19 protein-coding genes are annotated in these 20,445 nt (G+C 34.3%); 6 read left to right on the top strand and 13 right to left on the bottom strand.

Going from position 1 to position 20,445, the window contains the following annotated elements; translation table 11 throughout:
• Positions 1 to 149: 149 nt before the first annotated feature.
• The 9 genes from hpf to FLUTA_RS10725 all read right to left on the bottom strand — a co-directional run bounded on the left by hpf (position 150) and on the right by FLUTA_RS10725 (position 6,887).
• Positions 150 to 446, bottom strand: a complete 297-nt coding sequence (gene hpf / locus FLUTA_RS10765; protein ID WP_013686908.1) for a ribosome hibernation-promoting factor, HPF/YfiA family — start codon at positions 444 to 446, stop codon at positions 150 to 152.
• A 5-nt stretch (positions 447 to 451) separates the two neighbouring features.
• A complete protein-coding gene (locus FLUTA_RS10760) occupies positions 452 to 1,333 on the bottom strand; it encodes a tyrosine-type recombinase/integrase (RefSeq protein WP_013686907.1) in 882 nt (293 codons plus the stop codon).
• A gap of 75 nt (positions 1,334 to 1,408) precedes the next feature.
• Positions 1,409 to 1,600, bottom strand: coding sequence for a 30S ribosomal protein S21 (rpsU, locus tag FLUTA_RS10755; RefSeq protein ID WP_013686906.1), 192 nt, complete (start codon positions 1,598 to 1,600; stop codon positions 1,409 to 1,411).
• Between the two features lie 174 nt (positions 1,601 to 1,774).
• The gene (locus tag FLUTA_RS10750; RefSeq protein ID WP_013686905.1) at positions 1,775 to 2,914 is read right to left on the bottom strand and encodes an acyl-CoA dehydrogenase family protein; all 1,140 of its coding nucleotides are present in this window, start codon (positions 2,912 to 2,914) and stop codon (positions 1,775 to 1,777) included.
• Between the two features lie 53 nt (positions 2,915 to 2,967).
• Positions 2,968 to 3,495, bottom strand: coding sequence for an adenine phosphoribosyltransferase (locus FLUTA_RS10745; protein WP_013686904.1), 528 nt, complete (start codon positions 3,493 to 3,495; stop codon positions 2,968 to 2,970).
• On the bottom strand, positions 3,495 to 4,361 hold the full coding sequence (locus tag FLUTA_RS20795; protein ID WP_013686903.1) for a ComEA family DNA-binding protein: 867 nt from the start codon (positions 4,359 to 4,361) through the stop codon (positions 3,495 to 3,497). Before FLUTA_RS20795 ends, FLUTA_RS10745 begins: the two co-directional genes overlap by 1 nt.
• A gap of 12 nt (positions 4,362 to 4,373) precedes the next feature.
• Complete coding sequence (locus FLUTA_RS10735) at positions 4,374 to 5,279, bottom strand: SDR family oxidoreductase (RefSeq protein WP_013686902.1); 906 nt, start codon at positions 5,277 to 5,279, stop codon at positions 4,374 to 4,376.
• A 12-nt stretch (positions 5,280 to 5,291) separates the two neighbouring features.
• Complete coding sequence (locus tag FLUTA_RS10730; RefSeq protein ID WP_013686901.1) at positions 5,292 to 5,528, bottom strand: PspC domain-containing protein; 237 nt, start codon at positions 5,526 to 5,528, stop codon at positions 5,292 to 5,294.
• A gap of 90 nt (positions 5,529 to 5,618) precedes the next feature.
• Entirely contained in the window at positions 5,619 to 6,887 is a 1,269-nt protein-coding gene (locus FLUTA_RS10725) for a DUF2851 family protein (protein ID WP_013686900.1), read from the bottom strand.
• A 370-nt stretch (positions 6,888 to 7,257) separates the two neighbouring features.
• Here FLUTA_RS10725 and FLUTA_RS10720 point away from each other — a divergent pair, with 370 nt between their 5' ends.
• The 5 genes from FLUTA_RS10720 to FLUTA_RS10700 all read left to right on the top strand — a co-directional run bounded on the left by FLUTA_RS10720 (position 7,258) and on the right by FLUTA_RS10700 (position 14,077).
• Positions 7,258 to 8,025: an AbiV family abortive infection protein gene (locus FLUTA_RS10720; RefSeq protein ID WP_013686899.1), complete on the top strand. Its 768-nt coding sequence runs from the start codon at positions 7,258 to 7,260 to the stop codon at positions 8,023 to 8,025.
• A 10-nt stretch (positions 8,026 to 8,035) separates the two neighbouring features.
• On the top strand, positions 8,036 to 8,893 hold the full coding sequence (locus tag FLUTA_RS10715) for a HEPN domain-containing protein (protein WP_013686898.1): 858 nt from the start codon (positions 8,036 to 8,038) through the stop codon (positions 8,891 to 8,893).
• Positions 8,894 to 9,030: 137 nt separating this feature from the next.
• On the top strand, positions 9,031 to 10,038 hold the full coding sequence (locus FLUTA_RS10710) for a CHC2 zinc finger domain-containing protein (RefSeq protein ID WP_013686897.1): 1,008 nt from the start codon (positions 9,031 to 9,033) through the stop codon (positions 10,036 to 10,038).
• Positions 10,007 to 13,225 (top strand): RNA-directed DNA polymerase, encoded by a 3,219-nt coding sequence (locus FLUTA_RS10705; protein ID WP_043023778.1) that lies wholly within the window; start codon positions 10,007 to 10,009, stop codon positions 13,223 to 13,225. The genes FLUTA_RS10710 and FLUTA_RS10705 overlap by 32 nt, the downstream gene beginning before the upstream one ends.
• Positions 13,226 to 13,228: 3 nt before the next feature.
• Positions 13,229 to 14,077, top strand: coding sequence for a carbon-nitrogen hydrolase family protein (locus FLUTA_RS10700; protein WP_013686895.1), 849 nt, complete (start codon positions 13,229 to 13,231; stop codon positions 14,075 to 14,077).
• Positions 14,078 to 14,239: 162 nt separating this feature from the next.
• Here FLUTA_RS10700 and FLUTA_RS10695 read toward each other — a convergent pair whose 3' ends face one another.
• The gene (locus FLUTA_RS10695) at positions 14,240 to 15,307 is read right to left on the bottom strand and encodes a DUF4238 domain-containing protein (protein WP_013686894.1); all 1,068 of its coding nucleotides are present in this window, start codon (positions 15,305 to 15,307) and stop codon (positions 14,240 to 14,242) included.
• Between the two features lie 84 nt (positions 15,308 to 15,391).
• Between FLUTA_RS10695 and FLUTA_RS10690 the strand changes: the two genes are divergently transcribed.
• Positions 15,392 to 16,264 (top strand): hypothetical protein, encoded by an 873-nt coding sequence (locus FLUTA_RS10690; RefSeq protein ID WP_013686893.1) that lies wholly within the window; start codon positions 15,392 to 15,394, stop codon positions 16,262 to 16,264.
• A gap of 116 nt (positions 16,265 to 16,380) precedes the next feature.
• On the opposite strand, the gene FLUTA_RS10685 is transcribed toward FLUTA_RS10690, so the two are convergent.
• From FLUTA_RS10685 to FLUTA_RS10675, 3 genes are read right to left on the bottom strand one after another with little or no spacing between them, the layout of a single operon-like run.
• Complete coding sequence (locus tag FLUTA_RS10685; protein WP_013686892.1) at positions 16,381 to 17,316, bottom strand: hypothetical protein; 936 nt, start codon at positions 17,314 to 17,316, stop codon at positions 16,381 to 16,383.
• A 20-nt stretch (positions 17,317 to 17,336) separates the two neighbouring features.
• Positions 17,337 to 19,670 (bottom strand): DEAD/DEAH box helicase, encoded by a 2,334-nt coding sequence (locus FLUTA_RS10680; RefSeq protein WP_013686891.1) that lies wholly within the window; start codon positions 19,668 to 19,670, stop codon positions 17,337 to 17,339.
• Positions 19,667 to 20,335 carry a hypothetical protein gene (locus tag FLUTA_RS10675; RefSeq protein ID WP_013686890.1) on the bottom strand — a complete coding sequence of 223 codons (669 nt, stop codon included), beginning with the start codon at positions 20,333 to 20,335 and terminating at the stop codon, positions 19,667 to 19,669. The genes FLUTA_RS10680 and FLUTA_RS10675 overlap by 4 nt, the downstream gene beginning before the upstream one ends.
• Between the last annotated feature and the right edge of the window lie 110 nt (positions 20,336 to 20,445).

Here is a 20,445-nt window from a genome sequence, read left to right as displayed (position 1 = left end):
TTAAAAGAACGATTCTTTAAAGTGTTTTTCCCATTTGGGTTTGCAAATCTAGTAATTAATTAACTAACCGCAAGGGGTTGAATGAAAAAAAATCAAAAAAAAATGGGCAACCCTTCAAGTCGCCCATCTAAATAATTCATTTTCAATCACTAATTAACCAATTTACTCTTGTATTTTTTTACCTGTGTTCGCAAGGCATCGATACATAAATCTGCCGCTTCCTCAAAAGATTTGCATTGTTTCTTTGCAAATAGTTCTTTTCCGGGCATCAATATTTTCACTTCTGCTATCTTATTTTCTCCATCAGAATTCTTGTCCAACCTCAAAAAAACTTCCCCTACAATTATATGATCAAAAAAAACTTGAAGTTTTTCAACTTTCTCATTAACGAAATCAATTAATTTTTGATCTGCTTTGAAATGGATAGAATGCACTTTAACGTCCATGACTTTTACTTTTTGCGCCCACGTGGGTGAGCATGTGAATATATCGAGTTTATTTGCGCGAACGAATTATGCGTATAAACTTGGGTTGCAGATAAATTAGCATGCCCCAAAAGTTCTTTCAGAGTTTCCAGTCCTGCACCATTATTCAACATGTGCGTTGCAAACGTGTGACGCAAGATATGCGGACTCTTTTTTTGCACATTCGTTACACTTCCAAGATATGTATTTATTTTTCTATAAACAAACTTTGGAGATAATTTCCTGCCATCTTTTTTGACAAATAACAAAATTTGGCTATCGGGCCCACCTGGCTTTATGGATTGGTAGGCCAAAATAATTTCGTGCAATTCTTGACCTATCGGAATAATGCGCTCCTTATTTCTCTTTCCTAAAACTTTAATACTTACACTGGAAACATCTTTATTCTTCAACTCAATCAGCTCACTCAAACGAATTCCAGTTTGATAAAACAACTCAAACATCAATCGGTCTCGTACACCTTCAAAATTGGAAGAAAACAACCCTTCAATTCTAGCCCCGTCGATTTCTGTCTGTTTCACAAATTGCGGAAGTCTTTTCTCTACTTTAGGACCTCTAATCCGAAGCATTGGATTCTCTCCAATCTTCCCTTCGTTTATTAACCACTTGAAAAAAGAACGCAGACATGAAATCTTACGAGAAACTGTGCGATTACTCTGACCGCTCTCTAAAAGGCCCACAACCCAAGCGCGCACCAATTGATAGTTCACCTCCCTCCATTCCACAGATTCCTTTAATTCAGAAAAAGAAACAAATTGATTTAAATCCTCTTCATAAGCCAAGATAGTATGTTTCGAATACCGCTTCTCGACTTCTAAATAATGTATGAAGGAATCTTTATAGGACATAACAGAAATACAAGGTACAAAAAAAGGCCCGAATAAATCGGACCTTCAATTTCATTTAATGCGAATTCAACCGTATTAAATCTCTTGAGATTTCATTTTTTGAGCATAAGCTGCACGAATGTTCGCCTGACGATCAATAACAGATGGTTTCACGAATTCTTTACGACGACGTAATTCTTTCATGACATTTGTTTTGTCATATTTCTTCTTGTACTTCTTAAGCGCTCTTTCGATGTTCTCGCCTTCTTTAACTGGAATGATTAACATATCTATTTAAATTCTATTGTTAGCTTTTTATTACCTATACGTTTATAGGGAGCGCAAAGATAATTGTTTTTTCTTTTCAACAAAGCGTATTTCAAAAATATTTGCTGAAAACTTGCAAATAATATCATGTCACCGTTGAGCTAACGCTCAAACCTCGTTGAAGCAGTGCTTCAACTACTTCAAAAGTTCTCTTGAAATAACCAATTTTTGGATTTCAGAAGTTCCTTCACCAATAGTCATCAATTTTGCATCGCGCAAGAATTTCTCAGCAGGATACTCCTTTGTGTATCCGTAACCGCCCATAATCTGAACAGCTTCATTTCCACATCTAACAGAAACCTCAGAAGCGAAGTATTTAGCAAATGCACCTTGAGTCGTCATTTTTTGGTTTCTATTCTTGTAATCCGCAGCTTGGAATGTCAACAATTCTGCAGCTTCCACTTCAGTTGCCATATCAGCCAATTTGAATCCAATCGCCTGAAATTTACCAATTGGTTGACCGAATTGCTCACGCTCTTTCGCATATTTAACAGATGCTTCGTAAGCTCCACGAGCAATTCCACAAGAAAGTGCTGCGATTGAAATACGTCCACCATCTAAAATGTGCATTGCTTGTTTGAACCCTTGTCCTACTTCGCCAATCACTTGCGATTCATGCAAACGCACATTATCAAAAATCAACTCAGCCGTTTCAGATGCACGAACACCTAATTTATCTTTGATTTTTACAGCTGAAAATCCAGGTGTTCCTTTTTCAACAATAAAAGCAGTAATTCCATTCGAATCCAATAATTCTCCCGTACGGATCAAAACAACCGCTACATCTCCTGAAAGACCATGAGTAATCCAGTTTTTAGCACCATTCACTACCCAATAATCACCATCTTTCACCGCCGTACATTTCATACGCATCGCATCAGAACCTGTATTTGGTTCAGTCAGACCCCATGCTCCGATAAATTCTCCCGAAGTTAATTTTGGAAGATATTTTTTCTTTTGTTCTTCGTTTCCGTGGTAATAAATATGACCTGTACAAAGGGAATTGTGTGCAGCAACACTCAAACCAATTCCACCACATACTTTTCCTAATTCCATTAGTGCAGTTGCATATTCCATGTAGGAAAAACCGCTACCACCGTATTGTTCTGGGATGTATATTCCTAGTAAACCTAGTTTTCCCATTTCTTTCATGATATCTACTGGGAAATGCTCTTCCGCATCCCATTTATTCATGTTTGGACGGATTTGTCTTTCCGCAAAATCACGCACCATTTGCGTGATCATTAATTGATTCTCGTTTAGTTCAAAATTCATGATTAACAGTATTATCGGGGGTGCCGTTAATTTATTCTTCGATTATATAATTTCTAATAAATCACTAAATTAGTAATATTATTAGAGTAGTTTTTCAATTTTTCAATCCCATTCAGAAAATTTAATCCTACTAGGAAGTTAAATCCAGCTACTTCTCCTCCGCATTTCTGAATCAATTCCGCAGCTGCAGAAGCTGATCCACCAGTAGCTAATAAATCATCATGAATCAATACCTTCTCTCCTTTTTGAACTGCATCAATGTGCATTTCAATAGTAGCAGAGCCATATTCTAGGTCATAAGAATGGCTAATTTTATGATAGGGTAATTTTCCAGCCTTGCGAATCAATACAAAAGGAATTCCTAGTTCCATGGCCAGTGGGTAGCCAAACAAAAAGCCACGACTTTCAATTCCAGCGATTTTATCTAGGTTTTGATCTTTGTAAATAGAAACCAAATGATCGACAATTTCTTTTGATAATTTAGGATCTAACATGATTGGAGTGATATCTTTGAAAACTATTCCTGGTTTTGGAAAATCAATAACATCTCTAATAACTCCCTTTATTTTTTCTTCTATCATTATTCAACTATAAGGTAATGTTTCAGCTTTTCATACAGTTCATCTGTCATCAAAACTGATTTTTTAATCTCTTGCACTTCTTTGTAAGAACCGATTTGAGTGCGCAATTTTACGAGAGAATTTGCCAAATTCCAAGAAATATATGGATGAAATGATAATTGTTTCGAGCTACAGTTGTTGATATTGATTGTTTTGACGTTCTTCAAATCAATTTGAATATGCTTTTCCCAAAGGATTACTTTCTCTGGCGTAGCCTGCCAAACCTCATTTAATTGATCTTTTGAATAAAACCCTCCTAACTCATCTCGGTATTTGATAATTTGCTTTGCATCAAAAACACTGATATCTCGAGCTGCTAACATTTCATCCAATGTAACTCGATTGACATCTAATACAATCAGCTCTTGTTCTAAAATATATTCCGTTTGCTTATCAAAATTCTTTGGTCTTTCTGGATAAATCGTAGAATCTTTTATCAGCTCAAAAAGTTCGTTCGAAATCACAAAAACGCGTTTCAATTCTTCATTGGAGTAGATTTTTCGATTGGTGAATTTGAGAACGATGGCACTTTGTTTTTCCGAAAGCCCCAAAGCCATCCATTGCTCTAGAGTATATTCATTGGGATTAAATTTAGAAACAGGTTTTGAATAACGGCCTTCCTTCCAGTTTTTTCGATAATTAGTGGTGGTCTCTCTTGATAACTTTTGGACTGCTTGTTTCTCTTGAATAGTCCATTGATTTATTTCAATCTTCGATTTCGGTCGGAAATATTGAATCAAGTCGGGAAGTACGAAAACAGCAATCAACAGAACAGTGAAAATGAAGATGCCTCGTTTAGTAGATTTTGAATAGTGAAAGTGTGTCATAGTTGGTTCAAGTTAGCTATAATAATCAATGTCTCGCAACAAGAGAGGTATTGATTCTTGAATATCTAAAGGGAGATAATCCAATTTTTGAGCAGCTTTTGAGAGGTCGAAACCGGTTCTTGGTGGACGCTTTGCAGCCTGATTCAAGGTAGTAGAAGAAATTGTTTCGATGGCAATATTCTCTAATTCCAATGCTTTTCCAACTTCTTCCACAATTGCTTTGACAGATCTTGTTACTGGTCCGGAAAGGTGAAAAATCCCCCTTTCATTCCGTTTGATGATTTCAACACATCCATAAGCTAAGTCATCTGCCCAAGTTGGGGCACGAAACTGATCATCAACTAATTTCATGACTTCTCCTTTTGGTAAAGCTTCTAAAGCCCATAGAATCATATTGGATCGAGATAAGCCGAAACCTGTTCCGTATACGATAATTGTCCTGGCAATTGACCAATTCGTGTCCGAATCATTCAATAACAGTTCTTCCGCATCTACTTTCGACTGTGCATAAATACTTAATGGATTTACAGTGTCATCTTCCTTGTAGGGTCCGTTTTCACCATCGAAGACAAAATCTGTGGACAATAGTTGAAAATGTGCCTTCACTTTTTTCGCTGCTTCAAATAAGACATTCGATGCGCGAACATTTACAAAGTAGCATTCTTCGGGATGTAATTCACAATAGTCCACATTGGTTAATGCAGCAGTATGAATAATTGCTGTTGGTTTTTGGGCTTTAATCAAAGCCTCAACTTCTTCCGAATTCACCAAATCCAATTCAATGTAATTCTCTGATGGGCATTCTGGATTTCGGTTTACTCCTTTCGAAGTGGCAATAAATGAAATATGGTGTTTCAAACAGCGTTTGACGATTTTTTGTCCCAACAAACCATTAGAGCCCGTAATCAGAATTTTCATAAATATGGTTTTTTACAACTCCCAGATAGAGCGTTTTTTAGATTTGAATTGGAAATAGTGTTTGTGTTCTAAAATCCAAGCCATGATTAAGTACGGAATCAAAGGAGACCCTAATCCAATACACGTTGCATAGATAAATCCGAGTCGGACCTTATTGGTTTGAATACCCAATTTTCGAGCCCACCAAGAGCATACTCCAAAGGAGCGCATCTCAAAGAAAAAAGCTATTTTTTGAAGGGTTCTTTTCATCGTTTATTCCTGTATCAAAATTACACTTTTTTTGAATTGAAAAGTTTATGACTTTCTCTTCTTTTCAATTCTCACATTCTCCATTTTCAATTATACTTTTAAAACGGTATTCCCAATCACGCATTTCAAACATCCTTTCTTGGTGCAAAATTCATTGCTCAACTCAATCAATCCTTGAGATTCAAACGCATTTTTAGCGACAAAGCCTATTCGTTTCCAGGCCATCACTTTCTCATTATTCTCCGCTGGAAGTTGTTCCAATATCTCGAAAGCCCGATTTCGATAAACCTCATCGCTTAATTTTTCAGTCAGCCAACATAAAAAGGGAACAATGCTGTTAATGATAATCGTATTTGCAGTTCCAATACTCATGGAAGATGGAGCACTTTTTTCTTTATCGAAATCAAAATGTGTTTTCCAATATTCGTTGGCAGGCTTCATCAATTTACCTTGCAATTGTTGCACTAATTCTTTTGCAGACAAAAACCACAAGGAAGACGACCAGTCCATTTCATGCACAAAAGTTGCAAACTGTGCCAATCTTTGTGTTGGAAAACCACCAGGTCTGCACCCTTTAAATTTCCAAATATGTCTGTTTGCAGCATGTAATTTTAATTTGTAGCGTTGGAAATCCCATTCGGCTCTCAATTCGTTTTGGTAACTACTTTTGAATTCATCGTTTTCTAAAAAGCCACTAACACCAAAAGCTATGGCCATTTTCTGTTTTTGAGAGGCTTTGATAAATTTCTCAAACGGAATTCGGTTAGCCAGCTCTTGAAATGGAAGTTGATTGACTTTCATACCAAAAGCCTTTGAGATTATTCGAAATAAAACTTCTTTATAAGACATTTCGGAGGTTTGCAGAAGCAGATTTAACTCTGAAGTTTTTCGTTGAACTCTTTGGATAAGCGAGCGTTCTACCTGATTCCAAAAAATGGGAGGCGGAAGGCTTGAGAGGAAAGATTCGCAAAGAATGGTTTTATTGCCTTTGTAATACTGATTAAACCACTTGAAGTTTTCCCAATCGATGATTCTCTTCAATTCTACGGTTGGAATCGGAATTCCTTCAATGAAAATCAATTGATCGTGTTCGTAAACCACATGCAGAATCACATTGGAATAGGCTGGATCAAACTGATGTCCATGCAAGTTCCAATCGGAGGATTTGACGTGCATTTCAATGTTTCCAGAATAATGAATCTCATCTATACGAATTTGCCCGTTGAAAAAATCGGGGCCAGAATCGTGATTGTGAATTCCAACGTGTAATATTTCAATTTTTCGACCCTCAATTGTAGTCAAATTATGAGTCGGAAAACGTTTGTTTTTCCAGAGAAAGTGGAGGTAATTTTCATTCATCTTTCAATTATTTGCAAAATGCACTGAACTTGTTTTTTAATCAGAAGCAGTGCCTTTTCTTATTTAAGTTAGGAAAAAAGTTCGCCTGAACCAACTGAAAATCAAATATTTTGAAACCTTTTAACCTGCTAGGTACAGAAAAAGGGTTAGAATTGAAATCCTACACACATTTAAAGGTATCAAAAAAGTTCAGATGGTTTAGAATGAGGTCAGAAGGATTCTTCGGAAGATTCATCAATTCGTAACCAAATGAAAAAGTAGCCATTCTCGTCGTTGATTCTTAAATAATGTGAAGATTAGATTGTATCAGGTGTAACATATCGAAATTAATTTACTTTAGTTCAAGAAACTGAAACACATACTATTCATTATGAAAATCGAACGTAACCTCCTTAAGACAATTAAAGAAGATGAATACCTGGAAGCTGCAAAAAAGAACTTCGAATCTGCTGAAATGCACAAGAAATCGGCAGAAGCTGCATCCGAAACCGGTCATTATGGTATTCCGGTATCACTTCTTATTCTCTCTACAGAACAATCAGTCTCAGGTGTTCTGATTTATGCTCAGCATTTCGGATTTAAGCTTAAAGATATTCAAAGGATACACTTATTCTTTACTGATCATATTATTAAACATAATTTGGCGTCTTTAATAAGTATAATGTATCCTATCATGACGCTTATGATGGGCATAGTCGAAAAATCGAGAGATCAAATTTCGGGGAGAATTCAAATATCAGATTCTGGAGAAACAATCGTTCGTGAAGCAAAAAAAGAAGCGCTAGCATTATTCAGAACCCTACCTGAATTATTTGATTGGTGGGATAATGCGAATCTTCAAAAGAATAAAGGGTTTTACGTCGATTATTCTAATCGCATTGAAACACCAATGCAGGTGACGGAAGATGAATACCTGGTTGCACATAGAATAGTTGAGAATTTTCAAACCCAAATCTTGCAAATTGTCGAATACTTAGAAAGTATACCTGAAGAGAATAAAGAGATTTTTAAGAATATTAAGTTAGAGGAAAGAATTGCAGAAATAATCGCAAGTCGTAGAGATGAAATAAAGAATCGTAATCCAATTAAAATAACCAAGGATCCATCCCAGGAAGAAGTTAAAGATCCTAACGATTAACCATTAGAAAATGAGAGAAATTCAACGCAAAGACAAAATTCTTCTTTTGGGATTTAATTCTGAGTTAACTGAAATTAAGTTAAGTGATCATATAATCATTCGAAAAGGTGCCGATCATGAGTTAGAAGAAATATATGATCGAATAAAATATGACAATCTTAAAACCCAACAATTTATTATTGAATATGAATACACAGAAAGTAATGAAAGTACATTTCCAAGGAAATTATTCAAATTGCTCGATGATTTGAACCTTTTCTTTGCAATTTTCTTGGGTGGTAAAACGAAGGTTGCTTATGCCCTTCGTCATATTATGTCTGAAGGAGAATACCGTCAAGCTGGATTCACAACAAATCCTAAGGTATCAGCTCATTTTTCAGAGGAATATTTTCTCAAAATAGAAGACTCTGAAAAGATTAAAGATTATTGGAAAAGATATCAACTTCAATCTGAAAATCAACCGATTCAAATAGCTCTCCGTCGATACCTCTTCTCAATTCAAAAATCTGAACAGGAAGATCAAGTTATCGACTTAATGATCGCATTTGAAGCTCTATTAGTAAAAAACAATGAGGGTTCCATTAAACGAAATATTGCAACCAGATGTTCTAAATTTCTTTCAACTAAATATGATCGGGAAGAAGTATATAACATTCTTATTAAAGCATATGAACTAAGAAGTGAAATCGTACATGGGTCTAGTGTAGAACTCAATGAAATGGATTCAAGAGAGAAACATGCCTATTTAGGTAAAATAATCGTAAACCTCTCAGAACTATTGCGTTCTTGTTTGTACCGGAAAATATTGGAATTCACAAATCTTAATTCTTCAGAGTTTATCGAGGAACTGAAAAGAGAAATCGCATAGGAATTATACCCAATTTCAATCCTTATAAAGTGATAATAAATGACATGTTTAGATAATCGGCAAAATGATTAGGTGATAATAAATTCAAATCAAATTATATCTTTGAATAGCACTTGATTAATCCACTAAACTGAATAATGAAATTTGATTTAAATAGACTTCGAGAATTATCTATCACAGAAGTTGCTATAAAACTTGGAATCGAGGTAAAAAGAAAAAAAGTTCTTTGCTTCATGCATGAAGAAAATACACCTAGCTTGGAATTTGATGAAAAGAAAGGGATGTTTTTTTGTCATGGCTGCAATCAAGGAGGAGATGTAATAACTCTTGTTGAAAAATATAGTGGTTCAAATTTTTTATCATCATGTAGTTGGCTCGAAAATGCCTTTTTAGGTGGAACTGCTAATATTCAACAATTTTCATCACCATCCTTAAAAAAGAGAGTTATTCCTAAGATTGAAATACATGCTAATTCTGAAATTTACGAATGGTTAATAAGTCATGCTACTATTAGTAAATCAGGAATTGATTATTTGAAGAACAGAGGGTTTAAAGAATCAATTATTGAACAAATGCAAATACGTGATTTGCAACATCCGTCTATCTTTTTTGAAGACTTAAGAAAAAAGTGGGGAGATGATCAATTATTAAATTGCGGCCTTGCAAAGAATCATGATAAATACGGAATCACTTCAATTTGGTGGGATCCTGTGATTTTATTCCCATTTATTGATCCGGTATCAAGAGTCAATTATATACAAGCTCGTCGAATTAATAATAAAGAACCAAAATATCTAAACTTAATCGGGCTAATAAAACCTACTTACAATTTAAGTTGTCTACAACAAATGAAGCTTGGAGATCACTTATTTATTTGTGAAGGCATACCAGATACACTTTCTATGATACAGCTTGGTTATTATTGTATTGGTGTTCTAGGTGCTTCAAGTTTTGATAAATCACTTATTCCAGCCTTGATGGATTTTGAAATAATTGTCATACCTGACAGAGATGATGCTGGGGAAAGGTTTTTTCAAAAATTACGGTCCGAATTCAACAGCGTTGGTAAATCTATTGCAAAACGTCAGCTACCTAATAACTTTAAAGATGTCAATGAATACCTTAGATCAAATAGCAGAAACTAAAAACCTCACCTGGGCATGGGAAAAAGCGAAGTCTTTTTATCAGCCTGGAGATATTTGGTTCGATGAATTGGAAGTAGCTCAGTTTGAAATCAATCTCAAGGAAGAGTTGCGATCAATCCAAGAGAGTTTATTAAATGGATCATACAATCTTAACCCGATATTACCAGTTGCGTTTCCTAAAAAGAAGGATGATGACGGGCCGAGAACACGGCAAACATTTTGGATCAAAGTGCGAGATCAGGTTACATGGTTAGCTGTCGTGAATATCATTGGCAAAGAATTAGATTATCTCATGCCGTTTTGGAGCTATGGTAATCGATTGTATATATCTACTTTTTATGAATGGGATGCGGCATCAAAAAAACGCGAGTTGAATTTTGGATATTACAGGAACACCACGAAAAACACTTACCGTAAATGGTCCCAAAGCTGGCCTCTCTATCGTCGACATATAAATCTTACTTCAAAATTTCTTTCGGGTAATGGCGCAATATCTGAAGAGTTGGATGAAAACGAAATAGAAATGTTGGAGGTGAATAAAAAGTTAGACAATACTCATCCTCTCAAAGTCAACTATATCGAAAGTTCATATTGGACTGACAATCTTAGTGGTCAATTGTTCTGGGCTGGAGTAGATTTGGAAAAATTTTATCCTAATCTTAATAATGCTATAATTGAATCAAACATTAGAGAATACTTACCTAATCAAGAAGAAAAACTTTACGATTTAATAAGCAATTTATTGGCATTTGAAATTGATACCGTTGGATGGACTGATGAAGAATTAAAAAAAATATCAGCCCAATCTGGTGAGTTTAACCATTTGCCTACTGGACTATTTGTAGCTGGCTTCTTATCGAATGTGGCACTGCTAAAGATAGATAAGATAATTAATGATAAGCTTAACACTCAGAAAAACATCGCCCATTTCAGGTATGTTGATGATCACGTCATCCTTGCTACTTCGTTTGAAGACTTAACAAAATGGTTAGAGGAATACAGACAGATTATAGAAGGAGAAGAGTTGGGTACTAATTTCAATGTTACGAAAACGGAGCCGATAGAACTTGGTAAATATTTAGAAGCTAGTGAAGATCAGAAAAAAGATGGCAAATTATATCAGTCTGCTGTAGAAGCAGCAAAGTTAGATCCCGACTTCCCAAGCCCACTAATGACGCAAACTTTAGCTAAAGTGTCTAAAATTGCAAGCACCGAATTCCATCTTTTGGGTCCTGATGAAGAGAAAAGTCTCATAGCGGATATAGAACATTTGTTGGTTACTGAATTTCCAGATCAGGAATTGCGACGTGACACTAGAGTAGCCTTTGCTGCAAGAATGTTGTCATCACTCGTACCACAGCTTACATTTAATATTGAAGCTTATTATGGACTTCAAAGCAAACTGGTAAATCTTAGTATAGAATTAGAAAAGAGCAAAAAGAAGAAGGAAGACACTTCGGTAATTAAATCAGAAATTAAACTTACAAATGAGCTAATTAAAAAGGAGCAAATTGTTCTTGATACGAATGAACAAAAAATTTCTGATCGAACTATTAAATTATTGCTAAAGGCAATTAGAGAAAATCATCAAAAGGTTAGATTATGGTCTCGAATTTTAGAATTCTTATCAAAATCCGGTAGCTTACGGATTAATAAGGTCTTAAAAGAAATTGAGGATTTAAAAGGTGGTGGTGAAACTAACAACTTATCAATCACCTTTATTCATTCCTTAACACTTCAGGTAATTACTCAATTGCTATTAAAGGCATTTAGAATCGTCACGAGTAAAAATTCTTCGTATAAGCAATTGAAAAGAAGTAAGGGATTTATGCAAGATATTTTGAAAGATAGTCTTTTTAAATACTTTGATGGAAGTATAACAGAAAAGTCTAAGACTTATGAGAAGAATTCTCTTGATCTTTTTAAATTTTGTTCAGGAACAATTCTTTATCTTCTTGAAGAAGATAAAAAAGGGTTGATTCAGAAGTATAATCTAATAAATTGGGATGATCCTAATAGATTCTGTAGGAATACAAACTATGACTTCAGTGTTTGGATCTGGTGGTTATATAATCAGTTACCTTATGAAGAAAATAAAGAACCTTATCTGTGGAAAAACGTTGTCCCTCTTCTAAATCCATCAAAGATTAATGATCAGGTGCTTATCCAGCTTTTCCCAAAAAATTTAAATATTGAACTGCTTAAAGGAATAGATGAAAATAAATCTTCGTTCGAAAAAAATGAAGGTTGGCTATTCGATGTTTATCAAGGATTAGTTCACGAAGGGGCCAGCACAGAATATGATATTCTTGCAAAAATTAGACGAAAAACAGTTCCGTTAAAAGACTACATAACTTTATATGATTGGATTGAATGGTTGCAACAGAGAGAGGTTGAAGTAAATCAGGAATCTAAAGAGCATATAATATTTGATCCGCGTGTAGGAGAATGGATGGCTTTAGAAGTTATTAAACAGATAGCAGTTGCCCTAAAAGAAAAATTTGAGACAATCGATATTTTTGATTTTAGTCAAAAGGCAGATTACTCAAGAAATATTCATCCAAACAATTTTAAGCTTGACCGAGATTGGATTGATAAACCTTCTACCAGAACTGAGCCCCTAACTTGGGAAACACTAAGGCTAATGGTTCGAAAAAAACAAATAACTCTAAGGGCAAAAGATGACTTAATTTATGATAATCGCTTTATAGCATACGATACAGACAATTTTATGCCGTTTATTAGTAATAGAAGAAATGAAAGTATTATCAATTCACTGGGATCATTGCTTATCTGTTTGCTGTCAAAGAATAATGACTTGCCAAATAGATGGAATCCTTTGGGACATCAGCAAAACTGGCTCAGCCTTGCAAAGGTTAAACTCAAAAACGTTCCAATATCTTCTGTAACAAGAGACATTATAGACGGATGTTTTTCTAAAAGAAATCAAGAGACAGCAATGATTCGATATTTAGAAACAAAAAAAGGACATTCATTCGTTGATGACACTTCTTTAGACCCTCCTTATTTTGTTGATATTCAAGCATTCATTAAATATATTGATTTCAGTCAATTGGAATTAGAAAAGCAGCAGCTCTCGGTATCAAATCATCAACCTAGGCAACTTATCCCAATTCACCTCAAACAAATGAATAGGGATAATTACCAAGAATTAATCGAGGAATAAACTATGGTATATCAAGAAAATTTGAAAATCGGATTCATTCAGACTATTGTTGAAAGTGATGTTGCTTGGCCTAAAAATGCCCCTAATAAAATGTCTATTCATAGCGAGGAAAAAGCATGGTATGAAATTAAAAAAGGGTTTGTCGATTTAATGAATGGTTATGGAAAACCTAATATTATCCTTATTCCAGAACTTTCGGTTCCGCTTGGATATGAATACGAACTCAGAAAATTAAGTGCTTCCTCTGGAGCTATCGTGATAGCGGGACTTGATTTTGTCTGGAACGGAAACTGTGTTAGTAATAAAGCTGTCGTTATAGTACCAAAAAACTGGCCTGAGGATCAAAAATCTAGAAGTACTTCCTTCTTTTATTTCGGTAAAACTTTTTATTCAAGATACGAAGAAGAGATGTTTGCAGGAGCAACCCTATTGTCCCAACCAGAAATTTTTATTCTAGATGCTGACGAATTCGGAAAAATAGGTATTGCTATATGTTCTGACTTTTTTGATATTGAAAGATTTGTAGTGTACAAAGGACGGATTCATCACTTAGTAATTATTGCTCATAATCCGGACACAGAATCATACTATTTTTTGGCAGAAGCAATTTCACGCCTTGTGTTTTGTAATGTGGTGATTTGTAACACCGGTGAATTTGGTGATTCAATTGGCTTTTCACCTTTCAAAGATTCCTTCAAAAGAATCATATATCGCCACAAAGGACAAAACCTTTTTTCAACCCAAGTTATTTCATTACCTGTAAGCAGTCTTGATGCTGAACAACAAAAAAAAATTGATCCTAAAAAGAAAAAATTTAAGGCAACACCACCAGGATACGAAAAATTTGAATAATTAATTTTTAAGAATCAAATATCGATATGCAAGTTATTATGTTCCAAATGTCCTTTTGAAAACAAAGAATTTAAGCGTTACAAAAACTAATACACAATATTGGCTTTCAATCTCGTTAATCAATATTTATCACAATATTCATTTAAGTTATAGTTCGCTGTATTAGTGAGATGCATTTCTTTTACGATACCTCAGACGCTCGTCTCTAAATTGAAGCACATAATCACTTAATTTATGGGATTTTGCTCCTTGGGGTTGCTTGATAAATGAAAGTTTCAGGTTAATGTTTCTATTATCGCCGTGTTGTATATATTGAATGTGTTCTAACCCTTCATCGTCCTTATAGCGGGTATTGACTTCATAAAATTTTGTTCTGTCCTGTGTTCTAAGAGATTTGGCTTTATCTGAAAAACGAAATAGTTCAAACTCCTTAACAGAATCGTTAGTATAAATCATTTCTGTACAATTAACCATTTGAAGAAAGTTTAATTGGTCAATGTCACTTGAGTTTTGAGTGTAAATAATGTTATCTTTTTTATTCCCAACTTTATATGCCCATGTATCATAATATACTAACATACATTCTGGTGAAATTGGAAAAAAGAGTTGAAGACCTTTTGTGAATATGCCAAGATGCCCACCTGGGTGTTTTCTCTCTTCCAAGAATTGATTATATAAAACAGCTGGGTGATCAGAGGTTATGAATTTTTTGTTCGATTTATTTACGATTAGTTTAAGTCCTAAATCATACGCGTTTAAAACTTCTTTAGATATCATGCTAAGTGAAAATGCTGCGGGGTTTTTAAGTCCAACATGAATATTATCGTATTTATTATCATTAAATCTAGAATCAAGTTTTTTAATTTCTTGAAACGGTTTATCAACAACCTCATTCATATGCTTTACGGTATTCTTGGTCCTAAAAGAAAGTAACATGCTAAATAAGAATAAATTTTGGCTGTCTAAAGAATCCCGTTTAGGAATGGTCTTATTTGAGATTATGTTACTAACTATCGGGGCAGCATTACTTTCAAGTTCTCCGAGTGCGTTTTCAATTATGCCATCTTCTCCGTAGAAATAGCTTTCTTGTCCTTGACTTTTTAATGGGCAATTTGATTTATAGAACTTGCTGTCTGAATTAAAAATATTAATCAGTTTTTTATCTCTATCAGTCGAAAAATGTCTGAGCAATAATTGGGGAACAAAATGCTGTTTCTTTTTTTCTGCCATTTTTTAAGTGAGATTGAATGATAAAGTGTCTCTCCATTACTTTTGTATTAGAAAGAGTAATGATCTTATATCAAAGTTAGAAAAATGGAGAAACTACTATCAAAAATTGATTTGTCTAAAATCGAAAGGGACTTTTCAAATGATTTCGATAAATATATTGGGGCCGTGATATTTACAGGTGAATCTGATGAAACAACAATTAGAGCTGTATCTTCAGAAAACCACTTGATTTTTGTAGAAGGGAATGGTGACACCGGCTACGGTCATTTAAGAGATCGCCATAATTTCTTTTCATTTAAAAATTATTGGCTTCAAAATGAAGACAAAAAATTTAAACTAGACAATCCAAGTAAGTTTCACCCCAATATGATACCTATTATTGACTTTGTAAAAATTGCGGATGCTATTTATACAAATGAAAATAAAAATACAGCTAAGAACAAAAGACCAGATTTTTTTGATTTGTATACAGGAACTTATTGTTTTGAAGGAAGCACCGAAAAATATCATCTCTTGACTTATAAAGACTCGAAAGTAGTTCACACATTGTTTCCCGACAAAAAACGACATAATAGAAAAATAAGATTAGAATATGGTAAGGGTATTGTAAGTACCAAACTTAAAGTTCCCCCAGGCTATAATGATTTATTAGTTCCTTATCTGGACAGTCATGATGTTGTTGCTTATTCTATTCTCATTAGAAAGTTTTATAGTGAGAAAATTGAGAGAATATTTATACAAAAGCATGATAAGAATGGTTCACCTGAGACACTTTTTCTATTAGGATATAGAAACTTCGATGATTTTGAGACTTTTGAAAGAGACTTGATTGAATGGTATCAGCGTGGCGACTTATCAGATTTTGAAAAAATCATAAATCAAATAGACAAATGTGATAATGATTCTTATACTATTACTATTAACGACGCCAAAATTTCTTTTGAAAAACAGTATTGACTGATTACCGTTCTAAATTCAATATAATAAGATAACAACTGCAAACCAATGTATGAGTAGTTGTCTTTTTTGTCATCTTCTACGCATAATTAGATTTGCAGAAGAATTAGAATAAATCAAATTTTGGAGATCGCAGAATTTAATTCTACCAAATCCCAGCTTCTTGGACCTGAGTTACTATAAATTTGCATTAATTCACATAAATGACTTATACCACCACCATATTGCTTTAATGTATTCGTGCTTGTTCCCTCATTTATATGTTCGGTAAAATTGGTTCTCCATAGGAAATTAAATGATTCTACTTTTATTTTGAAATTTTCAGAATCCTCCACAGTCAATTCCCCTTTATTAATTTGTCTAGGTTGCAAAGCTAACCATGGAACATCGATAACCCCATCATGTGAAAATAAACTGTTTGATTTATCATTTTTCCATGATCTATAGAGCGCGTCCGTTTTTGTACGTTTGGAGCCACTGCTAACTTTTTTTAGATCTTCAATACAATTCGGATCAATAGAGATTAATCCACCAGTGGTATTCTTTTCTAAATAATAAGCTCTTACTATTCCCTCACCTGCTAAGAATTCTTTAGGGGAAATTCCTGAATATCTCTTTATCTTCTCTATTTCAACCGTTCCCATAATACCTAATACTTTACCTTTTGAGATTACAATTTTGGGCACTATCATATGAAAAAACAGGGGATGAGGGACTTTCTTCATTTGTACATAGTTGTGTAACAAACATTCATTTTGAATATTCGAAGCAGCAATAAGAGCTGACTTCGGGTTTTTTGTTATAAGATAGCAAGCATCTGTAAATTGGTATTTTACAATATCACTAATTCCAGCTAGAGCGTCGTTTATTGCACGATGAAAACGCACAATGTTGTTGACTGTAATTCCAGGACTGAGGACACACCTTTGTGCGAATGCTATTAAGTCTGCAAAGATTACATAATGATCATCCCAATGCTCATTCCATTCTGTCGCATTCACGATGCTAGCACCGTCTTCTTTTATCTTTTCGGCAACTTGTGTAAAGTTCATAAATATTTAGTTTTTCTTGCTCAAATGTATTTTTTAATCGTTTCCTGCTGGGCTGGGCTAAGTTCCCTGATAGTTCGTGAAAAGACTATTTCATTTTCATCTATTGAGTCGATATAATTCTTTATCCAATCAACATCATCATAACTAAACCCATACTTTAATAGCCAAATTTCCTTTGTTTCATTAGTGCCGTATTTAATATAGTTGTAAAGAGCAATAGCACGTTCATCAGAATATTTGTTGTTGAAAAGTTGTAATGCCCCGCAAATCGGATCAGTCAAAGACTGGCCTATAACTTTATCTAAGTAATCATATGTATCATAAACTAATTTGTCATAATCAAGATCAACAATAGACTCATCAGAATTAAACAAGCTTGGTGCTCTAACTTTAGAATCTGGAAGTGGCGCTGCCATAGGAGAACGAAGAATTTTAATCTCAGCAAGTTGACGTTTAGCATCAGATCCTGTAATTTCTTTTCTCTTAACTCTATTTCTAATATCTCTAACTAATCTACGACTGGTTAAATAACCATGACGAAGATTAACCATTTCTGCAAATGATCGACCCTGAATCTGCCAAAGTAAGATTGGAATAGAGGCACTTAAAATTGACTTTTCTCCTTTATTTAGCTCTTTTCTTCTCAAATGAGCTACAAATATTCTTTCAAAAGATTGTTTAATCTTTCGTCTATAATGGTCGCTAAGAGAATAATACTTTTTTCCTGTCAGAACTTTGTTATCTAATATCAGATTATCTAATATATAGCGGATGTCTTTATCAACGTCAAACTCTTCAATTCTGCGAACCTGAGTATTAGTTAAATGTAATTCATCATTGAAATCATCCTTTTTCATCGCATCAACAATGTCTATTAAATCGATATCGATGTTCTTCACCTCTTCAGCTAATTGAGAAATTGGCTTAATCACTGAAGGTTCTTGAAGCCTAGTGATAAACGTAGGAACATTCTTTTTTTCGATAATTACGTATCCGTAGTCAAAGGAATCGACAATTCCCGTACTTCTTCCAGCTCTTCCAATTAGGTTTTTTAAGTCTAATATTTTTTTTGAGTCAGATCCGGTAAAACGAAAATCACTAATCCAAACGATATCGAATGGCATATTAATACCTTGAATTAATGTTGAGGTAGAGAAACAAATTTTCGCGAAGTTGTCATTGACAAAAGCTTCAATTATCAATCGAGCTTTTAATGGTATTGATCCATGATGAATAACTATTCCTCTCTCCATCATTTCAATAAGGCTTGAATGTTTGTTTCCACTTTTAGAAGCACCTATAAACGCACGAAGTTCTTCTATATAGGTTAATGCTTTCGGGTCGGTCAGTTTATCACAAAGCTGTATGTACCGATCAAATTCGATCAAATATGTCCTGTCGTATATTTTTGTTTTCGAAGTGTAAATAAGTGCTGTTCCGTTTCGTTTTAGCTTTTCTTTAACGATGTCCTCCACCGAATTCAATAATTCTGTTTCGTTAAATTTGTATGGCGAGAAGTAATTGAAACGCTCATTTTCAATGCTCAGAAATATTTTTCCGACTGAATTTTGTTTGTAGCAAAACGCCGCTGAATGGTCATAAAAGTCATGTTTAGACAATTGTGCTTCTGGATTTAAAACGAATGGGTGTGTAAATACTTTCTTAACCTCCGGGAGGAATTTGTCAATGCGTCGGACGAATGAATCAAATCTCATTCCACGGACTTCTTCTTCTGAAATTTGAGCTTCATCAAATAGAATTAGATCAATTGCTAGTTTAGGAATATGCTTAAAAATTTCTACACCTCGTTCAGGTGTCAAAATGAAGATTCGTCTTTTTGTTTTTTTAATATTGACTATTTCTACAAACTGTAAAACCATAGTCTCAGTATCAACTAATGCCTCCAGGATAATCATGTATTCCGCAATTAGCGCACGAGATGGAACCATAATCACTATATCGCCATAATACCGATTAATCATTTCTCTAAAAAGGTATGATTTTCCTGCACTCGTTGGTGCTGAAAAAGAGAAATAGACATTATCTCGAATTTTCTTAAATGCATCGGCTTGGACAGGTGTGAATCGATTTCCAGTTTCTAATTCGATAGAATCAGCCATGATTGAATATACTTCACCCAAAAGGTTATTTGGCTTTGAAGCCTTGTAAAAAAGACCTACGAAATTCAATAACATCTGTTCATAACGCGAAAAAATATCCGCATGAAATTTTTTCGCGTAAGCAAGCTTTTCAAAGTCACTAGCTTCTATTGGACCTTGGGAATGAATACGCATCAAAATCATTTTAAGTGTTTTATGCAATTCTTCACCATTAATAATTTTAATCAAACTCATATTTCAATACCAATTAGATATAATTCAGCAAAATTCAACAAATTTTTGGCGGCGTCAGTTTTTAGCGCTTTCTCAAAAATTGCTGATTGGTTTTTTGCGTTTAAAGAAAAAGCAGCAATAAAACCTTTTTTATTGTCTAGAGCATTTTGGATAGATTTCTCACTAGCCAATTTTTGCAAATCAGCCAGTTCCATTACATCTTTTTGATCTGTTATAAAACTCACGATTTGATTAAGTGCAACAGTATATGGGCTTCCTGATGATTTAAATTTAGCCTCTCCAAAAATGACTAATTCCATAGGGCTTTCAGTATGGAAGTCAAATCCTGGGTTTCCGGTCATTTGTTCCTTCCATAGTTCTGCTAGGGCTATTTTCTTGTGCTTATGTACTTCACTAAGTGCATTACCGGCTGAATCCGAAATTAGATACTCTCCAAACTCTTCTGTAACAGTGTCCTCTACATGGTTTAGTATATTTTCAACAAGGTGAGTTATAGTTTTTTCTGCTCTCGCGTTGTATGCTTTTTGATCGATGACCCCAAGTCTTTTTATCCAACTACGATCGAGTAGAGTATCAATAATTTCTTTCGCTCTGTGGTTTATATCTAAAATTTTGACGTGAATCATATAAACTCCACATTCTGTTGAGATGCCATGAATAGACATATCGACTTTAGTTTGGTGGATTATTTTCATTCAATGGAGAATAAGTAAATAGTTGTTATTAAACACAATAGTAATCAAATTAATTTGATTACTATTCAGTCGATTAACGC

This window comes from Fluviicola taffensis DSM 16823 (assembly GCF_000194605.1).
GTDB classification, from domain to species: domain Bacteria; phylum Bacteroidota; class Bacteroidia; order Flavobacteriales_D; family Crocinitomicaceae; genus Fluviicola; species Fluviicola taffensis.
The sequence above is the reverse complement of the archived record's forward strand: the minus strand, read 5'-3'. Positions and strand labels throughout refer to the sequence as shown.

Excerpts from the sequence above, each read along its gene's own strand:
- FLUTA_RS10730 (WP_013686901.1), bottom strand. The coding sequence starts at position 5,528 with ATGAAAAGAACCCTTCAAAAAATAGCTTTTTTCTTTGAGATGCGCTCC.
- FLUTA_RS20795 (WP_013686903.1), bottom strand. The coding sequence starts at position 4,361 with ATGACACACTTTCACTATTCAAAATCTACTAAACGAGGCATCTTCATT.
- rpsU (WP_013686906.1), bottom strand. The coding sequence starts at position 1,600 with ATGTTAATCATTCCAGTTAAAGAAGGCGAGAACATCGAAAGAGCGCTT.
- FLUTA_RS10745 (WP_013686904.1), bottom strand. The coding sequence starts at position 3,495 with ATGATAGAAGAAAAAATAAAGGGAGTTATTAGAGATGTTATTGATTTT.
- FLUTA_RS10685 (WP_013686892.1), bottom strand. The coding sequence starts at position 17,316 with ATGAACTTTACACAAGTTGCCGAAAAGATAAAAGAAGACGGTGCTAGC.
- FLUTA_RS10725 (WP_013686900.1), bottom strand. The coding sequence starts at position 6,887 with ATGAATGAAAATTACCTCCACTTTCTCTGGAAAAACAAACGTTTTCCG.
- FLUTA_RS10750 (WP_013686905.1), bottom strand. The coding sequence starts at position 2,914 with ATGAATTTTGAACTAAACGAGAATCAATTAATGATCACGCAAATGGTG.
- FLUTA_RS10675 (WP_013686890.1), bottom strand. The coding sequence starts at position 20,335 with ATGTCTATTCATGGCATCTCAACAGAATGTGGAGTTTATATGATTCAC.
- FLUTA_RS10715 (WP_013686898.1), top strand. The coding sequence starts at position 8,036 with ATGAGAGAAATTCAACGCAAAGACAAAATTCTTCTTTTGGGATTTAAT.
- FLUTA_RS10760 (WP_013686907.1), bottom strand. The coding sequence starts at position 1,333 with ATGTCCTATAAAGATTCCTTCATACATTATTTAGAAGTCGAGAAGCGG.
- FLUTA_RS10700 (WP_013686895.1), top strand. The coding sequence starts at position 13,229 with ATGGTATATCAAGAAAATTTGAAAATCGGATTCATTCAGACTATTGTT.
- FLUTA_RS10690 (WP_013686893.1), top strand. The coding sequence starts at position 15,392 with ATGGAGAAACTACTATCAAAAATTGATTTGTCTAAAATCGAAAGGGAC.
- FLUTA_RS10710 (WP_013686897.1), top strand. The coding sequence starts at position 9,031 with ATGAAATTTGATTTAAATAGACTTCGAGAATTATCTATCACAGAAGTT.
- FLUTA_RS10705 (WP_043023778.1), top strand. The coding sequence starts at position 10,007 with ATGAATACCTTAGATCAAATAGCAGAAACTAAAAACCTCACCTGGGCA.
- FLUTA_RS10695 (WP_013686894.1), bottom strand. The coding sequence starts at position 15,307 with ATGGCAGAAAAAAAGAAACAGCATTTTGTTCCCCAATTATTGCTCAGA.
- FLUTA_RS10735 (WP_013686902.1), bottom strand. The coding sequence starts at position 5,279 with ATGAAAATTCTGATTACGGGCTCTAATGGTTTGTTGGGACAAAAAATC.
- FLUTA_RS10680 (WP_013686891.1), bottom strand. The coding sequence starts at position 19,670 with ATGAGTTTGATTAAAATTATTAATGGTGAAGAATTGCATAAAACACTT.
- FLUTA_RS10720 (WP_013686899.1), top strand. The coding sequence starts at position 7,258 with ATGAAAATCGAACGTAACCTCCTTAAGACAATTAAAGAAGATGAATAC.
- hpf (WP_013686908.1), bottom strand. The coding sequence starts at position 446 with ATGGACGTTAAAGTGCATTCTATCCATTTCAAAGCAGATCAAAAATTA.